17 protein-coding genes are annotated in these 20,213 nt (G+C 73.5%); 13 read left to right on the top strand and 4 right to left on the bottom strand.

Features of this window, described 5'->3' with window-relative positions:
* The first annotated feature begins 49 nt into the window (after positions 1–49).
* Both OC439_RS01885 and OC439_RS01880 read left to right on the top strand, forming a co-directional pair.
* Positions 50–1,261, top strand: a complete 1,212-nt coding sequence (locus tag OC439_RS01885) for a WxL protein peptidoglycan domain-containing protein (RefSeq protein WP_262011881.1) — start codon at positions 50–52, stop codon at positions 1,259–1,261.
* Complete coding sequence (locus tag OC439_RS01880; RefSeq protein WP_262011880.1) at positions 1,258–2,157, top strand: hypothetical protein; 900 nt, start codon at positions 1,258–1,260, stop codon at positions 2,155–2,157. Before OC439_RS01885 ends, OC439_RS01880 begins: the two co-directional genes overlap by 4 nt.
* Here the strand turns inward: OC439_RS01880 and OC439_RS01875 are convergent.
* Entirely contained in the window at positions 2,154–3,728 is a 1,575-nt protein-coding gene (locus OC439_RS01875; protein ID WP_262011879.1) for an FMN-binding glutamate synthase family protein, read from the bottom strand. The two genes, OC439_RS01880 and OC439_RS01875, sit on opposite strands and share 4 nt — an antisense overlap.
* A gap of 40 nt (positions 3,729–3,768) precedes the next feature.
* On the opposite strand from OC439_RS01875, the gene OC439_RS01870 reads away from it, so the two are divergent.
* The 4 genes from OC439_RS01870 to OC439_RS01855 all read left to right on the top strand — a co-directional run bounded on the left by OC439_RS01870 (position 3,769) and on the right by OC439_RS01855 (position 6,276).
* Positions 3,769–4,380 (top strand): RNA polymerase sigma factor, encoded by a 612-nt coding sequence (locus tag OC439_RS01870; protein WP_262011878.1) that lies wholly within the window; start codon positions 3,769–3,771, stop codon positions 4,378–4,380.
* The gene (locus tag OC439_RS01865; protein WP_262011877.1) at positions 4,373–5,086 is read left to right on the top strand and encodes a hypothetical protein; all 714 of its coding nucleotides are present in this window, start codon (positions 4,373–4,375) and stop codon (positions 5,084–5,086) included. Before OC439_RS01870 ends, OC439_RS01865 begins: the two co-directional genes overlap by 8 nt.
* Before the next feature lie 67 nt (positions 5,087–5,153).
* On the top strand, positions 5,154–5,678 hold the full coding sequence (locus tag OC439_RS01860) for a hypothetical protein (RefSeq protein ID WP_262011876.1): 525 nt from the start codon (positions 5,154–5,156) through the stop codon (positions 5,676–5,678).
* 37 nt (positions 5,679–5,715) lie between these two features.
* A complete protein-coding gene (locus OC439_RS01855; protein WP_262011875.1) occupies positions 5,716–6,276 on the top strand; it encodes a DUF5872 domain-containing protein in 561 nt (186 codons plus the stop codon).
* A 64-nt stretch (positions 6,277–6,340) separates the two neighbouring features.
* Here the strand turns inward: OC439_RS01855 and OC439_RS01850 are convergent, their stop codons facing one another.
* Both OC439_RS01850 and OC439_RS01845 read right to left on the bottom strand, forming a co-directional pair.
* The gene (locus tag OC439_RS01850) at positions 6,341–7,534 is read right to left on the bottom strand and encodes an endo-1,4-beta-xylanase (protein ID WP_262011874.1); all 1,194 of its coding nucleotides are present in this window, start codon (positions 7,532–7,534) and stop codon (positions 6,341–6,343) included.
* A gap of 210 nt (positions 7,535–7,744) precedes the next feature.
* Positions 7,745–8,749 (bottom strand): LacI family DNA-binding transcriptional regulator, encoded by a 1,005-nt coding sequence (locus OC439_RS01845; RefSeq protein ID WP_262011873.1) that lies wholly within the window; start codon positions 8,747–8,749, stop codon positions 7,745–7,747.
* Between the two features lie 177 nt (positions 8,750–8,926).
* Here OC439_RS01845 and OC439_RS01840 point away from each other — a divergent pair, with 177 nt between their 5' ends.
* The 7 genes from OC439_RS01840 to OC439_RS01810 all read left to right on the top strand — a co-directional run bounded on the left by OC439_RS01840 (position 8,927) and on the right by OC439_RS01810 (position 18,800).
* Positions 8,927–10,195 (top strand): extracellular solute-binding protein, encoded by a 1,269-nt coding sequence (locus OC439_RS01840; protein ID WP_262011872.1) that lies wholly within the window; start codon positions 8,927–8,929, stop codon positions 10,193–10,195.
* A complete protein-coding gene (locus tag OC439_RS01835; RefSeq protein ID WP_262011871.1) occupies positions 10,192–11,190 on the top strand; it encodes a carbohydrate ABC transporter permease in 999 nt (332 codons plus the stop codon). Before OC439_RS01840 ends, OC439_RS01835 begins: the two co-directional genes overlap by 4 nt.
* Complete coding sequence (locus OC439_RS01830; RefSeq protein ID WP_262011870.1) at positions 11,187–12,053, top strand: carbohydrate ABC transporter permease; 867 nt, start codon at positions 11,187–11,189, stop codon at positions 12,051–12,053. Before OC439_RS01835 ends, OC439_RS01830 begins: the two co-directional genes overlap by 4 nt.
* Before the next feature lie 39 nt (positions 12,054–12,092).
* Positions 12,093–14,417, top strand: a complete 2,325-nt coding sequence (locus OC439_RS01825; RefSeq protein ID WP_262011869.1) for a beta-glucosidase family protein — start codon at positions 12,093–12,095, stop codon at positions 14,415–14,417.
* 149 nt (positions 14,418–14,566) lie between these two features.
* On the top strand, positions 14,567–15,673 hold the full coding sequence (locus OC439_RS01820) for a glycosyltransferase family 39 protein (RefSeq protein WP_262011868.1): 1,107 nt from the start codon (positions 14,567–14,569) through the stop codon (positions 15,671–15,673).
* 110 nt (positions 15,674–15,783) lie between these two features.
* Positions 15,784–17,652, top strand: coding sequence for a glycosyltransferase family 2 protein (locus OC439_RS01815; RefSeq protein ID WP_135240566.1), 1,869 nt, complete (start codon positions 15,784–15,786; stop codon positions 17,650–17,652).
* A complete protein-coding gene (locus tag OC439_RS01810) occupies positions 17,646–18,800 on the top strand; it encodes a glycoside hydrolase family 26 protein (protein ID WP_262011867.1) in 1,155 nt (384 codons plus the stop codon). The genes OC439_RS01815 and OC439_RS01810 overlap by 7 nt, the downstream gene beginning before the upstream one ends.
* Positions 18,801–18,806: 6 nt before the next feature.
* Here OC439_RS01810 and OC439_RS01805 read toward each other — a convergent pair whose 3' ends face one another.
* On the bottom strand, positions 18,807–20,132 hold the full coding sequence (locus tag OC439_RS01805; RefSeq protein WP_262011866.1) for an aminotransferase class V-fold PLP-dependent enzyme: 1,326 nt from the start codon (positions 20,130–20,132) through the stop codon (positions 18,807–18,809).
* Positions 20,133–20,213 lie beyond the last annotated feature (81 nt).

The raw sequence follows: 20,213 nt of genomic DNA, 5'->3' as shown, positions 1-20,213 counted from the left end.
CGTGCCCCACCAGCCGCGCCCCGGCGACCACCTCGCAGCGGAGCACGGTATGCCCCTCCTCACGCCCTCCACCCGCACCCCGCGACGGCACACGCCCGGCGCCCCGGCCGCGCGGTGGTGCGCCGCGCTCGCCGCCGTGCTGCTCGCGGTGCTGCTCGGGCCGCCGGCCGCCGGCGAGGCCGCCCTCCGGCCCGCACCGTCCGCCGACCCCGGCGCCGTCCGCTGGGCGGTCCAGCCGTCCGGGCCCGGCGGGCCGACCGGGCGCAACTACTTCACGTACGACCTGGCGCCCGGTGACACCGTCACCGACCACGTCGGCGTCACGAATCTCGGCGACCGCCCGCTCACCTTCGCGGTGTACGGCACCGACGCGTACACCACCACCGACGGCGCCTTCGCGCTGCTGCCCTCCGACCGGGCCGCCACCGATGTCGGCGCCTGGATCGGCGTCGAGCGGCGAAGCTGGACCGTCCAGCCCGGCCGGCGCGCGGACATCCCGTTCCGCCTCACCGTGCCGCGCAACGCCACGCCCGGCGACCACACCGGCGGCGTGATCGCCGCTGTCGCCCAGGACGGCGTCACCGCGGACGGGCAGCGGGTCCGGCTCGACCAGCGGATCGCCGCCCGGGTCTACCTCCGCGTCGCAGGCGAGGTCCGCCCCGCCGTGACTGTCGAATCGGTACGCGTCGACTACGACACCCCGCTCAACCCGATCGGCCGCGCCGACCTCACGGTCACCTACCGGGTCCGCAACAGCGGCAACGTCCGCGTCGGCGGCACCGGCGCGGTGGTCGTCGACGGCCCCGGTGGCTGGACGCTGTCCCGGACCAGCCCGGTCGACCTGCCGGAGTTGCTGCCCGGCGCCGAGTTCACCGTCACCGAGCGGGTCACCGGCGTACCACCCGCGCTGCGGCTGACCGCGACTGTCGACCTCGCACCCACCACCGTCGACACCGCGTTGCCCCCGGTGCAGCGCACCGCGAGCGTGTGGGCACCACCCTGGCTGCTGATCGCCGCACTGGCGGCCGCCGGAGCCTGGCTCTACCTGCGCCGTCGCCGCCGTCGTCCCACCCCGGCCGCGCCGCCCACCACGACCGGGCCGGCGGCGGTGTCCGAGCGCGCGGCGACGGCTGCACCCGCCGGGCCGGCGTCGGTGTCCGAGCCCTCGGCCGCTCCCGCCGGGCCGGCGGATGCGTCCGGGGCCACCGCCGGGGGGACGGCCGAACCCCCGGCGGGCGGCACGCCGGCCGGTGCCCGGTGACGCCGGTCCTGCCGGCCGCCGCCGCGATCCTCGCGCTGGCCGTGGCGGCCCCGGCGCCGCCGTCCGCCCCGGACGGCACCGCCGTCTCCGCCCCGGCCGCGCCGTCGTCCACTGCGGCCTCCGCGGCGCCGCGGCCCGCTGTCGTCGTGCCGTCCGGCCCGCTGACTGTCGGGCAGCGGGTCACCGTCACGCTGCGCGGCTGGCCGGCCGGTCCGGTCCACCTCACGGTCTGCGGTAACGAGGCCCGCCGGGGCGCGCTCGACTGCGCCAACGAGCAGGGCACCACCGTCCAGGCGCCGGCGGGCACGACGGTGGCGCCGATCGTGCTGGCGGCGCCACCCGTCGCCTGTCCCTGCGTGCTGCGCGCGCATGCGCTGACCGGCACCGCCCGGGCCACCGCCGCGCTGCCGGTCCGGGGCGTGACCGCCGCCCCGTCGCCCGCGCCGGCCGCCACGCCGCGACTGCACCTCGACGAGCTGCGCGTCGCCGGCCGCCGCCCGCTGCGGGAATGGTTCGGGCTGCCCGAGACGCTCACCGTACGCGTCGCGCTGCGCAACCCCGGCCCGGCCGACGTGGTCGACCCGCCGTTCACGCTGCTGTTCGGCCGGCCCGGACGGGCGCACACCATCGTCGCCCCCCCGCCACTGGGCACCATCGGCGCCGGGCAGGTCCGGACGTACGAGATCCCGGTGCCGGTGGACGTCGCCGTGCTCGGGGCGCACGAACTCCACGGCCGCGTCGACCTGCCGGAACGGCCGGTGGCCTTCGTGGTCGAGACCAGCCGCCACCCCTGGGGACTGCTCGGTGCGGCAGTCCTGGTGGTGGCGCCGGTCGTGCTCCGGCCGCGCCCGCCGCGCCGCCGGGGCCGGCACCGCACCGGCGAGGGCGCCGGCTAGCCGACGGCGGTGGGGGAGGGCGGAGCGCTGCCGCCCTGCGGCGCCTCGGCGGTCATCAGCCGGACGATCTCCGCCCGGTCGGCGGCCGACGGCATCCCCCACTCCGGCCGGTAGCCGAACGCCCGGTCCAGCGGGATCGACGAGGTCCGGCCGTCGAGGATCTCCACCGCGTCGGTACCGATCAGCCCGGGATGCTCGACGCCGCACGCCTCGGCCACCTTGACCAGGTCGCGGCGCAGCGTACGGATGTAGTTCGCGGCCCGCACCGACTTGCGCGCCGGGTCCAGACCTCGGGCCAGCCACGCGTTCTGCGTGGCGACGCCGGTCGGGCAGGTGTCGGTGTGGCACTTCTGCGCCTGGATGCAACCGATCGCCAGCATCGCCTCCCGCCCGACGTTGACCATGTCGGCGCCGAGCGCGAACGCCACCACCGCGTTGTCCGGCAGACCGAGCTTGCCGGCGCCGACGAACACCACCTGCTCGTGCAGGTCGCGTTCGGCGAAGGTCCGGTAGACCCGGGAGAAGCCCTGCTGGAACGGCAGCGAGACCGAGTCGCTGAAGATCAGTGGCGCGGCGCCGGTGCCGCCCTCGCCGCCGTCGACGGTCACGAAGTCCACGCCGCGCCCGGTGTCGCGCATCAGCGTGGCCAGTTCCTCCCAGAACCCCAGGTCACCGACGGCGGACTTGATGCCGACCGGCAGGCCGGTCTCGGCGGCGAGCAGCTCCACCCAGTCCAGCAGGCTGTCGCAGTCGGAGAACTCGGCGTGCCGGGACGGGCTGACGCAGTCCTGACCGGCCGGGACGCCCCGGGTGGCGGCGATCTCGGCGGAGACCTTCGCCGCCGGCAGCAGGCCGCCGAGGCTCGGCTTGGCACCCTGGCTGAGCTTGATCTCCAGCGCGCGTACCGGCGCCGACGCCACCAGGTCCCTGAGCCGTTCCAGGCTGAACCGGCCCTGCTCGTCGCGGCAGCCGAAGTACGCGGTGCCGAGCTGGAAGACCAGCTCACCGCCGTTGCGGTGGTACGGCGACAGCCCGCCCTCGCCGGTGTTCTGCAGGCAGCCGGCCAGCGCGGCGCCCCGGTTGAGCGCCTCCACCGCGTTCGCGGACAGCGAGCCGAAGCTCATCCCGGAGATGTTCACCACCGACTCCGGGCGGAACGCCCGCGCCCGGCCGCGCGCCGCGCCGAGCACCTTGGCGCAGGGCAGCGTCACGTCGTGCCCGGCGGTCGGCGCCGACGGCGGCACCGCCCGGCCGAACGTACGGTGCTTGATGATCGGATAGCCGGAGGTGTGCTCGATGTCGTTGTCGGTGCCGAACCCGAAGTAGTTGTTCTCCTGCTTGGCCGAGGCGTACACCCAGCGCCGCTGGTCGCGGGTGAAGGGCCGCTCCTCGTCGTTGCCGGCCACGATGTACTGCCGCAGCTCCGGGCCGATCGACTCGATCAGGTACCGGGCGCGGCCCAGCACGGGGAAGTTGCGGCGCAGCGCGTGGTCGCGTTGCAGCAGGTCCCGCGCCGCCAGCGCGGCGACGGCGGCGACGGCTGCGGGTACGGCTCTCTTCGCCCAGCTCATCCCGCCACTCTTTCCGGCCCGGCACCCGGTCAAACGCCTGATGGAACCCGGCCACCCCGGGCGGTGTCATGGAAGCGGACCGACGGCGGAGGCTGCCCTGGACGACGACGACCTCGTCACCCGCGTACGCGCCGGCGACCGGGAGGCGTACGACGCCCTGGTCGCCCGGCACACCGCGTCCGCGTACCGGACGGCGGTGCTGCTCGGCGCCGGTCCGGACGCCGAGGACGTGGTCCAGGAGGCGTTCGTCAAGGCGTACCGGAAACTGTCCCGCTACCGGGCCGAGGCGTCGTTCCGGTCCTGGCTGCTCGCGATCGTCGCCAACGAGACCCGGAACCTGCACCGGACGCGGACCCGGCGGGACGGGCTGACGCTGCGCGCGGCGACGGCGGACCCGGTCGCGGCGGTCACCGCCGAGGACGGGCTCGACGCGGTGCTGGCGGCCGAGCGCCGGGCCGAGCTGGTCGGGGCGCTGCGCCGGCTGCCCGCCCGCGACCGCGAGGTGATCGTCTGCCGCTACCTGCTCGACCTCGGCGAGGACGAGACGGTGACTGTGCTGGGGGTGGCCCGGGGCACCGTGAAGTCGCGGACCCACCGGGCGCTGGCGAAGCTGCGGGCCCTGCTGGACCGGGAGGTGGCACACCGTGGATGACCTGGAACGGGAGCTGCGGGAGCTGACGGGCTGGCTGGAGCCGGCGCGGACACCGGACCTCACCGCGCGGGTCCGGGCCCGGCTCGACGCGCCCGCGCCGCGCCGCCGCCGGCGGTACGTGCTGGCCGCCGCGCTCGCCGCCCTGCTCGTGGCGGTGCTGCCGCCGGGGCGGGCCGCGCTCGCCGACGCGGTGACCGGGCTGTTGCGGTTCTCCGGGGTGGTCGTGGACACCGCGCCCGCCCCGCCGCCGACGGGTACGCCGTCGCCGCTGCCCGCGCAGCACGAGGTCGCCCTCGCCGAGGCGCAGCGGCAGGTCCGCTTCCCGATCCGGGTGCCGGCCCGGCTCGGCGAGCTGGACCGGGTGCTCGTCGCCGATCCGGACGGCACCGGCGCGCACCGGGTCGCCAGCCTGCTCTACCGGGGCGGGACGGTCCGGCTGGACGCCTTCGACGGCTCGCTCGACATCGTGTTCCACAAGCGGTCCCTCGGGGCGGACGTGACGCTCACCCACGTCGGCGGCGAGTTCGCGATCTGGGTCGGCGGCCCGCACGCGCTGGCGTACGTGGACCGCTCGGGCACGGAACGGGTCGCCACCGCGCGGTTGTCCGCCGCCACGCTCATCTGGGAGCGGGCCGGGGTGAGCTACCGGCTGGAGGGCGACCTGACGCGCGAGCAGGCGCTCGACATCGCGTCCTCGCTTGAGTGAGTGCGGCGGGAACCTCGGGGCGCCGGGCGGTGTCCTGTCGACGAGAGTCGTCGACGGGGGAGGCCGGATGTCCGTTCCGAGAAGAGTCCTGCTGGTGCCGGTCCTGCTGCTGGCCGGGTGCACCGGCCCGGCCGCGCAGCCGGCCGGCGGGCCGGCCACGGGCACCGTGCCCGCCACCGGACCGTCCACGCCGGCGGCCTGCGCCGAGCGGGTGGAGACCGGCCGGCTGCCGGACTGGGCGGACGCCGGGTTCACCGGCGACACCCGGATCCGGCACGTCTTCGGCACCGGGGGCGACATCGTGGCGATCCTGTTCGCGTACCCGCTGGTGCACGCGCGCGGCGACGGCGCGAACAACAAGATCCTCTGGGTGGCGCGCCCCGAGCCCGGCCGGTCCGAGCCGGCGCCGCGGACCCCGCTGGTGATCACCGCGACGCGGGACGGGACGGACACCCCTGTCGTCCGGGAGGTGGCGGGCGGACCCGGGCCGTCCATCGTCGACCTGCCGGCCGCCGGCTGCTGGCGGCTGCGGCTGGACTGGTCCGGCCGCACCGACACGATGGATCTGGTCTACCGGCCGTCGTCCCGCTGACCGGCATGGCCGCTGCCGGTCCGGGTAACGCCTCGTCATGGCGAAGTACACCGAGCCGGAACTGCGCGAACGCCTCAAGGCCGAGATCCGCGCCTCCGACAAGGGCGGACGGCCCGGGCAGTGGTCGGCCCGCAAGTCGCAGCTGCTGACGAACGAGTACAAGAAGGCCGGCGGGGGATTCGAGGGCCCGAAGGACGCACGGCAGCGCTCGCTGCAACGCTGGGGCGGCGAGAAGTGGCAGACCCGCAGCGGTGACACGCGTGCCCGCAACGGCGGCGAAACGCGCCGTTACCTGCCTGAACAGGCGTGGGAGGAGCTGTCGGAGACCGAACGGCGGGCCACCGACACCCGCAAGCGCCGCGCGTCGCGTTCCGGCCGCCAGTACGTGCCGAACACCGGCCCGGCGAAGCGGGCCCGCCGGGACGCCACCGCCGCCGAGCAGATCAACGAGCTGCCGGTGACCGAGGCCGTCAAGCTGGTCCGCGACCTCGACACCCGCCAGCTCGGCGCGGCGCTGCGCCGGGAACGCGGCGGCAAGGCCCGCAAGACGCTCATCGGACGGCTGGAGTCGGAACTGGGCCGGCGCCGGGCGGCGTGAGCGTGATCCCGTGGCGCACCGCGACGGAGGGGCCGGCCCGCAGGCCGGCCCCTCCGCGCGACCGTCAGCGGCGCGGGTGCTGCGGGATGCGCGGCAGCACGTAGGGCGGACCGGAGAACATCAGGTCGGCCTTCAGTTCGTGGTACGCCAGCTTCGGCTGGTAGTTCTCGTCGTAGACGGTGGCCAGGCCCTCCGGCGGGTCGGAGAACGCGCCGGGCACCCAGGAGTGCTTGTCGGTGAAGCCCCAGAGCGTGAACGACAGGCAGTGCCGCTCGGCCAGGCAGGCCTGCATCAGCACGCTGAAGTTCGCCGCGGACGCCTGCAGGCGCGGGTTGATCTCCGCGGAGTCGCCGGCCTCCACCCCCTCGGTGATCTGGCTGCGTACGTCCACCTCGGTCAACGCCGTGGCCAGCCCGAGCCCGGCGAACTTGCGCAGGGCCGCGGCCACCTGGAGCGTGCTGAAGTTGCCGTACTGGGTGCCCAGGTGGCCCTGTGCGCCCACGCCGTCGATCGGCACGCCCTTGGCCCGCAGGTCACGGGCCATGTTGTAGACGAACTGCGTCTTGTCGTCGGCCGGGTTGCCGGAGCCGAACGCCTCGATGTTGTAGTCGTTGTAGAACAGCAGCGCCTTCGGGTCGGCGGCGCGGGCCCAGCGGAACGCGTCGGCGATGTAGCCGGGGCCGAGGTTCTGCGCCCAGAACCCCTTGTAGTGCAGGGTGGACGGGGTGTCCCAGGGGTCGCTGACCGCCTCGTTCACCACGTCCCACTGCCAGATCTTGCCCTTGAAGTGGGTGACCACTGCGGTGATGTGGTTGCGCAGGATCTGGCGCAGCTCGGCCTTGCTGATCGAGCCGTCCGCGACGCCGCTGGTCAGCCACGCGGGCAACTGGTTGTGCCAGACCAGCACGTGGCCCCGGACCCGCTGGTTGTTCTTGCGGGCGAACTCGACCAGCTCGTCGGCCGGGCCCCAGTTGTAGGTGCCCCGGGTGGGTTCGAGGCTCTCCCACTTCATCACGTTCTCGGCGGTGACGGTGGAGAACTCGGACGCGGCCAGCTCGCGGTACCGCGGCTCGGAGGCGTCGTTGAGGGCGGCCATGTCCACCGCGGTGCCCACGTAGAGGCCGTGGCGCTTGGCCAGCTCACGCAGGCTCTGCGCGGCCGGGTCGTACGGGCGTCCGGCCGTCGCGGGGACGACGTTGAGGGCGGTGGCGGTCGCGACGGCGACGGCGCCGGCGGCGAGCCATCGTCTCAGCTTCATGGTCGTTCCTTTCGGGAGGGTGCGCGCGGCCCGGGGGCCGGCGGTGGCGGTGCCGGAGACGCCGCGCCGTGGAACGGTTCGGCGGGCGCCAGGGTGGACTGACGATGCGGCTTCCGAAACTTCCGATCAACCTTCCGGAAGTAGCCCGAAACATTACGGACGCCGATAGCCGTCCGTCAATCACCTGGGCGGGGAGGGTGAGCCGGCGCGTCAGCGCAGCGGGTGGCAGGAGGCCCGGACGACCAGCTCGGTGGGGAGCTGGATGTGGGTGTCCCGCTCGACGCCGGCGATGAGGTCGATCAGCAGGCGCAGCGACTCGGCGCCCATGCGTTGCAGCGGCTGCCGGATCGTGGTGAGGGGCGGGTCGACGAGCGCCGACTCGGGGATGTTGTCGAAGCCGATGACCGACAGGTCCTCCGGTACGCGCAGGCCGAGGCCGCGGGCCACGTCCACCGTGGAGATGGCCGAGAGGTCGTTGCCGGCGAAGATCGCGGTCGGCCGGTCGGCGAGCGCGAGCAGCTCGGCGGCCGTGCTGGCGGCGGTCTCGGTGCGGAAACCGCCCACCCGCACGAGCCGTTCGTCCACCGGCACGCCCGCGTCGGCCATCGCCTTGCGGAACCCGGCCTCGCGCAGGCGGGCCGACTCCAGGTCGGGCCGGCCGCTGATGTGCGCGATCCGCCGGTGCCCGAGCGACAGCAGGTGGTCGGTGGCCAGTACCGCGCCGGCGAAGTTGTCGGAGTCGACGGTGGGCAGGCCGGACGGGCCGGTGTGCGGGTCGACGGCCACCACGTGGAAGCCGTGCTTGGTCTCGACCACCGTCGGCGTCACGATCACCGCGCCGTCGATGAGCGTGCCGGACAGCCGCGCCAGGGAGCGCCGCTCCCACCCTATGGCCGCGCCCTCGCCGTCGCCGCTGGAGTAGGCGAGCAGCTGGTAGCCGCTGCCGGCGACCTCGCGGGACGCGCCCTTGAGCAGTTCGGTGGAGAACGGCTCGAACTCGGCGACCAGGATGCCCAGTACGTTCGTGCGGTGGCTGCGCAGGCTCTGCGCGCCCAGGCTGGCCTCGTACCCGAGCTCGTGGATCACCTGCTGGACGCGCTCGACGGTGGCCTGCGCGACGCCGTACCGACCATTGACAACTTTCGATACAGTTGCCACCGAGACGCCGGCCGTACGTGCCACGTCCGACATCTTGACGCGCTCCTGGAACACCACGCCGACGATGATAGAGGGCTCTTCCAGGGGGATCGAAGACGATGTCGAAAACGTTATCGATACCGATTGACTTCACGTTACGGCCCTGTAAAACTCCCCGGCAGGTAACCCGACTGAGTGGTCGAGGAGACATCTGTGGTGATGAAGCGCCGTGCTGGTGCCGTCCTGGCACTGTTTGTGACAAGCGCTCTGCTGGCCTCCGCGTGCAGTGGTGGTGGCGACGAGGAGAAGGCCGCCGAGAGCGAGCTGTACAAGAACCCGGTGACGTTGACCTGGTGGCACAACGCGTCGCAGGACGGGCCCGGCAAGACGTACTGGGAGAAGGTCGCCAAGGACTTCTCCGCGGCCCACCCGACCGTCAAGATCGAGATCGAGGCGATCGAGACGAACCAGCTCCAGCGCACCCGGCTCCCCGCCGCGCTGCTGAGCAACGACCCGCCGGACATCTTCCAGGCGTGGGGTGGCGGCGAGATGCGCGAGCAGGTCGAGGCCGACTACCTCAAGGACATCACCGACCAGGTGAAGGGCGAGGTGGCCGACGTCGGCAGCCCCGCCGAGATCTGGCAGGTGGACGGCAAGCAGTACGGCCTGCCGTTCCGGATGGGCATCGAGGGCATCTGGTACAACAAGGACATGTTCGCGAAGGCGGGCATCTCGGCGCCGCCGACCACCTTCGAGGAGCTCAACGCCGCCGTCACCAAGCTCAAGGCCATCAACGTCGTTCCGATCGCCCTGGGCGCCGGCGACAAGTGGCCCGCGGCGCACTGGTGGTACAACTTCGCGTTGCGCGCCTGCTCGGTCGACACGCTGAAGAAGGCCTCCAAGGACCGCACCTTCGACGACCCGTGCTTCGTCAAGGCCGGCCAGGACCTGAAGACCTTCATCGACACCAAGCCGTTCCAGAACAACTTCATCGCCACGCCGGGCCAGAACGACCCGACCAGCGCCAACGGTTTGCTCGCCAACGGCAAGGCCGCGATGGAGCTGATGGGCGAGTGGAACCGCGGGACCTTGGACACCGTCGCCACCGACAAGGCGGCCCTGGGCAAGTTCCTCGGCTGGTTCCCGGTGCCGGCGATCTCCGGCTCGGCCGGTGACCCGAAGGCGGCTCTCGGCGGCGGCGACGGCTTCGCCTGCTCCAAGAACGCCCCGGCCGAGTGCGTCGAGTTCCTCAAGTACATCGTCAGCCCCGAGGTGCAGAAGGGCTACGCCGCCACCGGCACCGGCCTGCCGGCCGTCAAGAGCGCTGCCGACGGCGTGACCGACCCGGCGCTGAAGTCCATCCTGGAGTCGACCGCGTCCGCCACCTACATCCAGCTCTGGCTGGACACCGCCTTCGGCAGCACCGTCGGCACCGCGATGAACGACGCGATCGTCGCGATCTTCGCCGGCAACGGGACACCTGAGAAGGTCGTCTCGGCCATGAAGGCGGCCGCAAGCAAGTGACGTCCGCATCGCAGACCCGTACGCCCGCCGTCGGCGCGCAAGCGCCGCCGGCGGGCCTCCGGCCCGGCGCACGGGCCGCCTCCCGCCGCGCCGAGACCCGTCGCAAGTGGTACGAGATCATCGGTCTGACCACGCCCGCGGTCGTCATCTACGTGATGTTCGTGCTGGTGCCGATGGGCTTCGCGTTCTACTACAGCCTGTTCCGCTGGCGCGGCGTCGGCCCGCCCACCGAGTACGTCGGCTTCCGCAACTACACGCTCGCCTTCCAGGACCCGATCTTCCTGGACGCGCTGCGCAACAACGCGATCATCGTGTTCGGGTCGCTGCTGATCCAGGGCCCGGTCGCGCTGGGCATCGCCCTCCTGCTCAACCGCCGCTTCCGCGGGCGCTCGGCGTTCCGCCTGCTGGTGTTCGTGCCGTACGTGCTGGCCGAGGTCACCGTCGGCATCATGTGGAAGCTGATCCTGACCGAGAACGGCACGCTCGACGCGCTGCTGCAGTCGATCGGGCTCGGTGGCCTGGTGCAGGCGTGGCTGGCCGACCTGGACGTGGTGATCTGGACGCTGCTGTTCGTCCTCACCTGGAAGTACGTCGGCTTCGCCATCATCCTGCTGCTCGCCGGCCTGTCGAACGTGCCGCAGGAGCTGAACGAGGCCGCCGAGATCGACGGCGCGAGCTGGTGGCAGATCCAGCGCCACGTCACGCTGCCGCTGCTCGGCCCCACCATCCGGATCTGGATGTTCCTGTCGATGATCGGCTCGCTGCAGGTCTTCGACATGATCTGGGTGACCTCGGTGCCGGCGGTACGGTCCCTCGGCGCCTCGGCCACCATGGCGACGTACATGGTGGACAACGGCTTCTTCGCCCGGCTCTGGGGCTACGGCAACGCGGTCGCCGTGATCCTGTTCGCCATCTCGTTCGTCGCGGCGCTGCTGTTCCAGCGTTTCCTGCTCCGCCGGGACATCGAGGGTGCCATCACCCGGAAGGGGAAGTGACAGTGGCCGTGAACTCCGTATCCGCCCCCTCGGCCGGGCGCCGGCCGGTGCAGTGGAGCTCGCCGCTGACGTACGCGATCGCGCTCGCGGTCGCGGCCGTGTCGATCGCACCCGTCGTGTACGTCGTCGTCGGCGGTTTCCGGACCACGCCGCAGATCGTGAACGACCCGGCCGGCCTGCCGGACCCGTGGGTCTGGGACAACTACTACCGGGTGCTGACCCAGAGCGACTTCTGGAAGCAGGCGTTCAACAGCGCCGTGGTCGCCCTCGGCACCACGCTCGGCGTGGTGGTGCTCGGCATGGCCGCCGCGTTCGTGCTCGCCCGCTACACGTTCCGCGGCCGCGAAGGGCTCTACACCTTCTTCACCCTCGGCCTGCTGTTCCCGGCCGGCGCGGCGATCCTGCCGCTGTACCTCATGCTGCGCGACCTGAACCTGATCAACTCCTACTACGCGGTGATCCTTCCGCAGGTGGCCTTCTCGTTGCCGCTGACGATCGTCATCCTGCGGCCGTTCCTGTCGGCCATTCCGCGGGAGCTGGAGGACGCGGCCGCCATCGACGGCGCCGGCCGGCTCGGCTTCCTCTGGCGGATCGTGCTGCCGCTGTCGCGGCCCGCGGTCGTCACCGTCGGCATCCTCGCGTTCGTGGCGAGCTGGAACGCGTTCCTCCTGCCGCTGCTCGTCCTCGGGGACGTCAACCTGCACACCCTGCCGCTGGGCGTGCAGAACTTCTCCAGCCAGTACACCACCGACACCGCGGGAGTCCTCGCCTTCACGTCGCTGGCGATGTTGCCGGCGCTGCTGTTCTTCACCTTGGCGGAGAAGCAGATCGTGGGCGGTCTCCAGGGCGCGGTCAAGGGCTGAGCGGCGGCGGCACCAGCACAACCAGTGGAAAGGCACACCATGACAGAGGTCCACGCGGTGGTGGACGGGCCGGTACCGGCTCAGGCAGGTTCGGACCACGACCGGCCGGACGGACACGACGCCGAGACGCGCGTACGGGAACTGCTCGCTCGGATGACGATCGAGGAGAAGGTCGCGCAGCTCGTCGGGTTCTGGGAGAAGGAGGACGGTGAGGCGGTCGCGCCCCTGCAGGGCGAGTTCGCCGACAGCGGCCGGCTCGAGGACTTCTCCCGGCACGGGCTGGGTCACCTGACCCGCGCCTACGGCACCCGCCCGGTCGACGCCGCCGCCCGCGCCGCCTGGCTGTGGAAGTTCCAGCGGGACCTGGTGACGGGCACCCGGCTGGGCATCCCGGCCATCGTGCACGAGGAGTGCCTGACCGGCCTGTCGGCGTGGAAGGCGGCGACCTTCCCGACGCCGCTGGCCTGGGGTGCCGCGTTCGACCCGGAGCTGGTCACCGAGATGGCGGCGGCGATCGGGGCCTCGATGCGCGCGCTCGGCATCCACCAGGGACTGTCCCCGGTGCTGGACGTGATCCGGGATCCCCGCTGGGGCCGGGTCGACGAGTGCATCGCCGAGGACCCGTACCTCGTCGGCACCATCGGCACCTCGTACGTGCGGGGACTCCAGTCGCAGGGCGTGCTCGCGACGCTGAAGCACTTCGCCGGCTACTCCGGCTCGCGGGCCGGGCGCAACTTCGGCCCGGTGCACGCCGGTCCCCGGGAACTCGCCGACGTGCTGCTGCCGCCGTTCGAGATGGCGATCCGCGACGGCGACGCGCGCAGCGTCATGCACTCGTACGCGGAGATCGACGGCGTGCCGGTCGCCGCCGACCCGACGATGCTCACCGATCTGCTGCGGGACCGGTGGGGCTTCGAGGGGACGGTGGTGGCCGACTACTTCGGGGTTGCCTTCCTCAACCTGCTGCACCACGTCGCGGCCGACAACGCGGACGCGGCGGTGCAGGCGCTGAGCGCGGGTCTCGACATCGAGCTGCCCACCGGCGACGCCTACCTGACCCTGACCGAGTCGGTGCGGGCCGGCCGGGTCGACGAGGCGCTGGTCGACCGGGCGGTGCTGCGCGTCCTGCGCCAGAAGCAGGAACTCGGACTGCTCGACGCGACGTTCGACGACGAGCCGCCGGGCGCGATCGATCTCGACTCGCCGGAGCACCGGTCGATCGCGCGCCGGCTCGCCGAGGAGTCGGTGGTCCTGGTCGCCAACGAGGGCGTGCTGCCGCTGCCGGCGGGCCGCCGGGTGGCGGTCGTCGGGCCGAACGCGGACCGGCAGGGCGCGCTGTTCGGCTGCTACTCGTTCCTCAACCATGTGCTGGCCCACCACCCGGGCGTGGAGACCGGCTTCGAGGTGCCGACCGTGCTGGAAGCGGTGCGCGCCGAGTTCGGCGCCGACTCGGTCACCTTCGCGGCCGGCTGCGAGGTGGACTCGGCGGACCGGTCCGGGTTCGACGAGGCGGTCGCCGCCGCGTCCGCCGCCGACGTGGCAGTGCTCGTGATGGGCGACCACGCCAGCCTGTTCGGCCGCGGCACCGTCGGCGAGGGCTGCGACCGGGACGACCTGGAGCTGCCCGGCGTGCAGCGTCAGCTCGTCGAGGCGGTGCTGGACACCGGCACCCCGGTCGTCCTGGTGCTGCTCACCGGCCGCCCGTACGCTCTCGGCTGGGCGCTGTCCCGGTGCGCGGCGGTGGTGCAGACGTTCTTCCCGGGTGAGGAGGGCGCCGGGGCGATCGCGGGCGTGCTCTCCGGGCGGGTCAACCCGTCCGGCCGGCTGCCGGTCACCCTGCCCGGCTCGGCCGGCGCGCAGCCGTACTCGTACCTGCACCCCGAGCTGGGGGCGGGCATGAACGGCACGAACCTGCCGGCGACGCCGGTGGCGCCGTTCGGGCACGGGTTGTCCTACACCACGTTCGCGTACACCGACCTGACCGTGCCGGCCGAGGTGCCGACCGACAGGCCGCTGAAGGTGTCGGTGCGGGTGACGAACACCGGCCCGGTCGCCGGTGACGACGTGGTGCAGCTCTACGGCCGCGACCTGGTCGCCTCGGTGACCCGGCCGGTGGCGCAGCTGCTCGGCTACCGGCGGGTGCGCCTGGAGCCGGGCGCCTCGGTGACCGTCGAGCTGACCGTGCCGAACACGCGGCTGGCCTTCACCGACCGCACGCTCACGCGCGTGGTGGAGCCCGGAGAGGTCGACGTCTGGGTGGGCACGAGCGCCCGGCGCGACGTCCAGGCGCGGACGACGCTGACCGGCGACACCGTCGCGATCACCGCGGAGTCGCCCCGCTGGACGACGACCGACCTTCGCTGAGCCGGGTCCGCCGGTCGTCCACGGGGCGACCGGCGGACCCTTTCATCTCATATTGGCGTTATGTCGTTTTTGGCTCAGTAGGCTCCAGGATGTCATCCAGCCCCGGCTGGATCCCGGTCGCCGGCACCCACAGGGATGCGTGAGTCACGATGATGGACGCGGACACCATGGTTCTGCCCCGGCTCGGGGACGCCGTGGTCGAGGACCCGTGGGGCGAGGACCGGCCGCGCCGGGCCGCCGCCCGCGCCGCTACCGCCGCGAGGCGCTGGCGGATCGCGGCGTGGCTGCTGCCGGCGGCCCTCACGGGTGCGCTCGGCGCCGCCCGGATCACCGCGTCGGCGCCGAGCGCCGGAGAACTCGCGACGCGGCGCGCGGCCACGTCGTCGTGGCCCGGGATCGGCGCCGCGCTGACCGGCGACGAGGTCGCGCTCGGGCCGTACCACCTTCTCCTGCGTGCCTGGGCGGCGCTGTTCGGCGCGGCGGACCTCGCGCTGCGCGTACCGTCGCTGCTGGCCATGATCGGGGCCGCGGCGCTCGTCGGCGCGCTCGCCGCCCGGATCGCCACGCCCGCCGCCGGCCTGGCCGGCGGGGCGATCTTCGCGGTGCTGCCGACCTCGATCCGGTACGCGCAGGAGGCGCAGCCGTACGCCCTGGCGGTGTTCGCCGCCGTGCTCGCCACCTGGCTGCTGGTGCCCGCGCTGGACCGGCCGGGCCCGCGGCGCCTCGTGCCCTACGCGGGCGCGGTGCTGCTGCTGGGCCTGTGCCAGCCGGTGGCGTTGCTGCTGCTCGCCGGCCACGGCTGGATCGTGCTGGCGTTCCGTCGCCGCGTCGCCGTCAGATGGCTGGCCGCAGTGGTCCTCGGGCTGATCCCGGTCGCCGCGCTGCTCGCCTCCGGCCTGCGCGACGGCGGTCATCTGGCGTCCGGCGTGCGACCGGGCGCCGCCGTGCTGGCGGCCACGCCCGGCGACCTGTTCGGCGTCGCCGCGCTCGGGGGCGTGCTGGCCGGGCTGGCGTTGTTCAGCCTCCCGCTGCGGTACGCCGCCGCGATCTGCACCGCCTGGGCGCTGGTGCCGGCGCTCGGACTGCTGGCGCTGGCACAGGCCGCGCCGGTCTGGTCGGCGGCGAACCTGCTGTTCACGGTGCCGGCCTGGGCGGTGCTCGGCGGGGTCGCCCTGTCCCGGGCGCGAGTCGCCGGGGCCGTCGCCGTGCTGGCTCTCGTCGCGCTGCTCGCCGTGGCGGCCCAGCTTCCCGGCTGACCGCGTGACCCGTCGACGATTGGGCGATGTCTGCCTGATTCGCACTTTTTGCGGTTGATTGTCGGCTTAGCATTCGGTCGGCTCCAGAGCCTGCAGACCATGGGGGAAACGTGGCCGTCGCCGCCGATACACGCCCGTCCCGCGCCACGACGGCCGGGCCGCCGGGTGCCCGCCCGATCGCACCCGTCCCGCCCGGGACGCCGGCCGATCCGGACCGCCGGCAGCGCAACGTCCGCGCCCGCCTCGCGTACGCCCGTTGCGGTGCCACCGCCGGCCCGCTGCGACCGCCCCGCCGCCCCGACGCGGCGGTCGAGTTCCGCCCCACCGCCTCGGTCGCCGCGCGGCTGGTGCTGACGCTGCTGGTGCTCGTCAACAGCGCCGCCGGCCTGGTCTTCGTCGGCTGGCTGCTGCTGCCCCAGCACGTGCCCGGGCCCGGCGTCGTCGGCCTCGGCGGCTGGCAGACCGTCGCCGCCCGGCTGGCGTTCTGCGTCGTCGTCGGCGTCGAACTGATCCGCCTGGCGCAGAACGTGGTGGTCTGGGTCTTCGCCTACCACGCCCGGGACCCGGTGCCGGTCGACCCGCCGGTCGGCCTGCGGGTCGCCCTGCTCACCACGATCGTGCCGAGCAAGGAGCCGATCGAGGTCGCCGAGCGGACACTGCGCCGGCTGCGGGAGATCGTCTACTGCGGGCACGTCGACGTGTGGATCCTCGACGAGGGCGACGACCCGGCGGTCCGGGCGATGGCCGCGCGGCTGGGCGTCCGCCACTTCACCCGCAAGGGCCGGCCCGAGTACAACCGGCCCGGCGGCGAGTTCCGGGCCCGGACCAAGTCCGGCAACCACAACGCCTGGCGGGCCGAGCACGAGCACCGCTACGACGTGGTCGCGAACGTCGACCCGGACCACGTGCCGCTGCCGAACTTCCTGGAACGCACGCTCGGCTACTTCCGCGACCCGGACGTCGCGTTCGTGGTGACCCCCCAGGTGTACGGCAACATGCACCAGAACTTCGTCGCCCACGGCGCCTCGGTGCAGCAGTACCTCTACAACGGGCTGATCGCCCGCGGCGGCAACGGCCTGGACGCGCCGCTGCTGACCGGCACCGGACACCTCTACCGCCCGGCGGCCTGGCGGACCATCGGCGGCTACCAGGACTCGATCATCGAGGACCACCTCACCAGCATCCGCGTGCACGCGGCCGTGAACCCGGCCACCGGCAACCGGTGGAAGGGCGTCTACACCCCGGACGTGGTGGCGCTCGGCGAGGGACCGACCTCCTGGGCGGACTACTTCAACCAGCAGAAGCGCTGGGCGGCCGGGATCTGCGAGATCCTGCTCCGCCGCGAGCTGCGTACGCCGCGCGACCTGCCGTCCCGCCGCCGCTGGCAGTACCGCCTGCTCCAGTTCTACTACCCGAGCGTGGCGGTGAGCCTGCTGCTTGGTAACGCCGCCACCGCGCTCTACCTGCTGACCGGCGTCGACGCGGGCCGGCTCGACCCGCAGGTCTGGGCGACGCTGTGGGGCTCCACCATCGGCACCTGGTTCCTGCTCTGGCTGTGGCTGCGCCGGTTCAACATCGCCCCGCACGAGCGGGAGGAGGTGGGCATGGTCGGCATGGCGCTCGCCCTGTTCGCCGGGCCGGTGTACGTGGCCGCCGCGGTGGGCGCGCTGCTGCGCCGCAAGCTCGGCTTCGTGGTCACCGCCAAGGGTGCGCTGCGCACTGTCGAGTCGGCGCGTACGTTCCGGCTGCACCTGTGCTGGGCGCTCGCCGCCGCCGGGCTGCTCGCGGCGAGCTTCGCGCTGGATCACGACTACCCGCTGCTGCGGGTCTGGCCGGTGCTGACGCTGCTGACCGGGCTCGCCCCGCCGCTGATCTCCTGGGTGGAGAGTCTGCGGGCCCGCCGGGACCGGGCCGCCGAACCGGCCCGGGAACCGCAGGTGGTGCCCCGGACCGTGACCGAGGGCGGTGTGCCGTGCTGAGGCCGACGCTGCCCCGGATGGGCCTGGCGCTGGCCGGGTTGCTGCTGCTCGCGTACGCCTTCGTGGTGGCGCCGGGCGCGTGGCGCGACCCGGGCACCGACGCCGCGGCGCGGCGGCCCGCCCCTGCCACGCCGCAGGCGAGCACCGACGTGCCGGCGGCGGCCGTGCCGAGCCCGCACGGTGGCCCGTTCCCGCCGGCCGGGCAGGCGTTCTTCGGCGTGATGACCGACAAGGGACCGTACGACTTCGCGCCGGTCGACAGGTTCGCCGAGGCGGCCGGGCGCGCGCCGCAGGTGATGCTCTTCGGCGCGGACTGGGCGTCGGCCGCGTTCGACCGGAGCCTGTTCGACCGGATCGCCGAGCGGGGCATGATGCCGATGCTCGGCTGGGAGCCGTGGGACCAAACCGTCGACAAGGCGGCCCGCCGCACCGAGCTGACCGACAGGCAGATCGACCGGCTGCGCGCCACCCAGCCGGACTACCGGCTGTCCCGGATCGCGCGCGGCGACTTCGACGCGTACCTGCGCTCCTGGGCCGACGGCGTCCGGTCGCTGGGCTACCCGGTCGCGATCCGCTTCGCGCACGAGATGAACGGCGACTGGTACCCCTGGTGCGAGCGGGCCAACGGCAACCGCCCCGGCGACTACGTCCGCGCCTGGCGGCACGTGCACGACGTCTTCGCCGAGGCCGGCGCCACGAACGTCACCTGGGTGTGGAGCCCGAACGCCCGCTGGGACAAGACGACCGCCGGGGTCACCGGGCTCTACCCGGGCGACGAGTACGTCGACTGGGTCGGCGTCACCGGCTACTACGGCAGTGGCGCGTTCACCAAGACGTACTGGTCGTTCGACCAGATCTTCGGCCCGACGATCGCGGAGATCCGCAAGGTCACCGGCAAGCCGCTCGTGGTCACCGAGACCGGCGCGGCCGACGCCGCCGGGCACAAGGCGCGGTGGATCCGGGACACGTTCCGCGCCCTGCCCCGCTATCCGGGCCTGATCGGGCTGATCTGGTTCGAGGTGGACAAGGAGAAGGACTGGCGTATCGCCGGCTCACCGGCGGCGGCGACCGCGTTCGCCGAGGCGGTGGCCGCCGAGCGCTACGACGTCACCTGGTCGCCGGCGGTACGGCCGCGTACCGGGCCCTGATCCGGCTCAGACCAGCGTGCGGACCGCCCGCAGCGCCGCCTCCACGTCCTGCTCGCCGTTGGCGATCGTCGCGCCGAATCGCAGGTACGACGGCCGGTAGGGGGTGCTGCTGGCGATCACGCCGGCCGACCGCAGCCGGTCCACCGCCCGGTCCGCCGGCACGCCCGGCACCTCGCAGCAGACCACCCCGGCGGACAGGTCGGCGGCGCGCGGCGTGACCAGCCGGACACCCGGGATCCCGGCCAGCCCCTCCTTGAGCCGGTCGGCCAGCTCCCGGGTGCGTTCGGCGACCCGGGCCGGGCCGATGCGCCGGTGGAACGCGAACGCGTCGGCGAGCGCCCACCGGTGCTCGAAGCTGTGGTAGCCGCCGGGTGTGTGCGCCGCGCCCGGCGGCACGGGCTGCCCGCCGGTGCCGCCGGCGAGCCAGCGACCGATGCCACGCCTGTCGAAGCTGGGGATCACCGGTGTCATCCGGGCCCAGGCCCGCTCGGCGGCCCAGACCAGGCCGGTGCCGCGCGGCCCGAGCAGCCACTTGTGGCAGCCGGAGACGAGCACGTCGCAGCCGAGCTGCTCCGGTGTGGACGCGTCCGCGCCGAAGCCGTGCACCGCGTCGAGGCAGAGCAACGCCTCCGGGCTGCGCTCGCGGACCGCCTCGGCCAGCCGGCGTACCGGCAACTTCACGCCGGTGCTGGAGTGCACCCAGGTCAGCGCCACCACCCGGGTACGGGGCGTGAGCGCCGCGGTCAGGCCGGCGACCATCTCGTCCGCCGTGGCCGTGGCCGCGTCCCGGTAGAGGCGGGCCCGGCGCACTGTCACCCCGTCGCGTTCGGCGCGCAACCGCAGCGCCTCGTGCATGGCGTAGAAGTCGTGCTCGGTGGTCAGCACCTCCTCGCCCGCTCGCAGCCGGATCGCGCTGTAGACCAGGCCGAGGCCCATGGTGGTGGAGTCGGTGAGCGCGATCTGCTCCGGCCGGGTGCCGAGGTGCCCGGCCGCCGCGTCCAGCACCGCGCGGTCCAGCCGTTCCTCGTGGAGCCCCAGGTAACCCGAGGCGTCCCGGTCGAGACCGGCGCGGTGGACCGCCACGGCGGCCCGTACCGGTGCCGGGTGCGGGGCGAAGACGAACGTGGCCAGGTGTGCCCGGGAGGGGTCGAGCGCGAACTGGGCGCGGACGCTGTCCCAACTGGCCGGATCCAGGGCGGGCGCGTCGTCCGGCGCCGCGGTCCCGCCCGCCGGGCGGTCCGGCTCGCAGCCGGTGGCCAGGCCGGTGACGCCTGCCGCCGCTGTCGCGCCGAGCAGGTGCCGCCGGGTCAGGTGCCGTCGCGTCGGGTGCATGGGGCAATCGTCCGCCGTGCATGTCACGGCCGGGTCACCGCCGGGGGACCGGTGATTTCACCGATGCGCACCGGCGGCAGG

This window comes from Micromonospora sp. Mcm103 (assembly GCF_024519755.1).
GTDB classification, from domain to species: Bacteria; Actinomycetota; Actinomycetes; order Mycobacteriales; family Micromonosporaceae; genus Micromonospora; species Micromonospora aurantiaca.
Note: the sequence above shows the minus strand (reverse complement) of the source record. Positions and strands in the feature narration are given on the sequence as shown.

What these genes read in the sequence shown, in the direction of transcription:
- OC439_RS01885 (WP_262011881.1), top strand. Translation starts at nt 50, where the DNA reads ATGCCCCTCCTCACGCCCTCCACCCGCACCCCGCGACGGCACACGCCC.
- OC439_RS01875 (WP_262011879.1), bottom strand. Translation starts at nt 3,728, where the DNA reads ATGAGCTGGGCGAAGAGAGCCGTACCCGCAGCCGTCGCCGCCGTCGCC.
- OC439_RS01870 (WP_262011878.1), top strand. Translation starts at nt 3,769, where the DNA reads ATGGAACCCGGCCACCCCGGGCGGTGTCATGGAAGCGGACCGACGGCG.
- OC439_RS01860 (WP_262011876.1), top strand. Translation starts at nt 5,154, where the DNA reads ATGTCCGTTCCGAGAAGAGTCCTGCTGGTGCCGGTCCTGCTGCTGGCC.
- OC439_RS01855 (WP_262011875.1), top strand. Translation starts at nt 5,716, where the DNA reads ATGGCGAAGTACACCGAGCCGGAACTGCGCGAACGCCTCAAGGCCGAG.
- OC439_RS01850 (WP_262011874.1), bottom strand. Translation starts at nt 7,534, where the DNA reads ATGAAGCTGAGACGATGGCTCGCCGCCGGCGCCGTCGCCGTCGCGACC.
- OC439_RS01825 (WP_262011869.1), top strand. Translation starts at nt 12,093, where the DNA reads ATGACAGAGGTCCACGCGGTGGTGGACGGGCCGGTACCGGCTCAGGCA.
- OC439_RS01820 (WP_262011868.1), top strand. Translation starts at nt 14,567, where the DNA reads ATGATGGACGCGGACACCATGGTTCTGCCCCGGCTCGGGGACGCCGTG.
- OC439_RS01805 (WP_262011866.1), bottom strand. Translation starts at nt 20,132, where the DNA reads ATGCACCCGACGCGACGGCACCTGACCCGGCGGCACCTGCTCGGCGCG.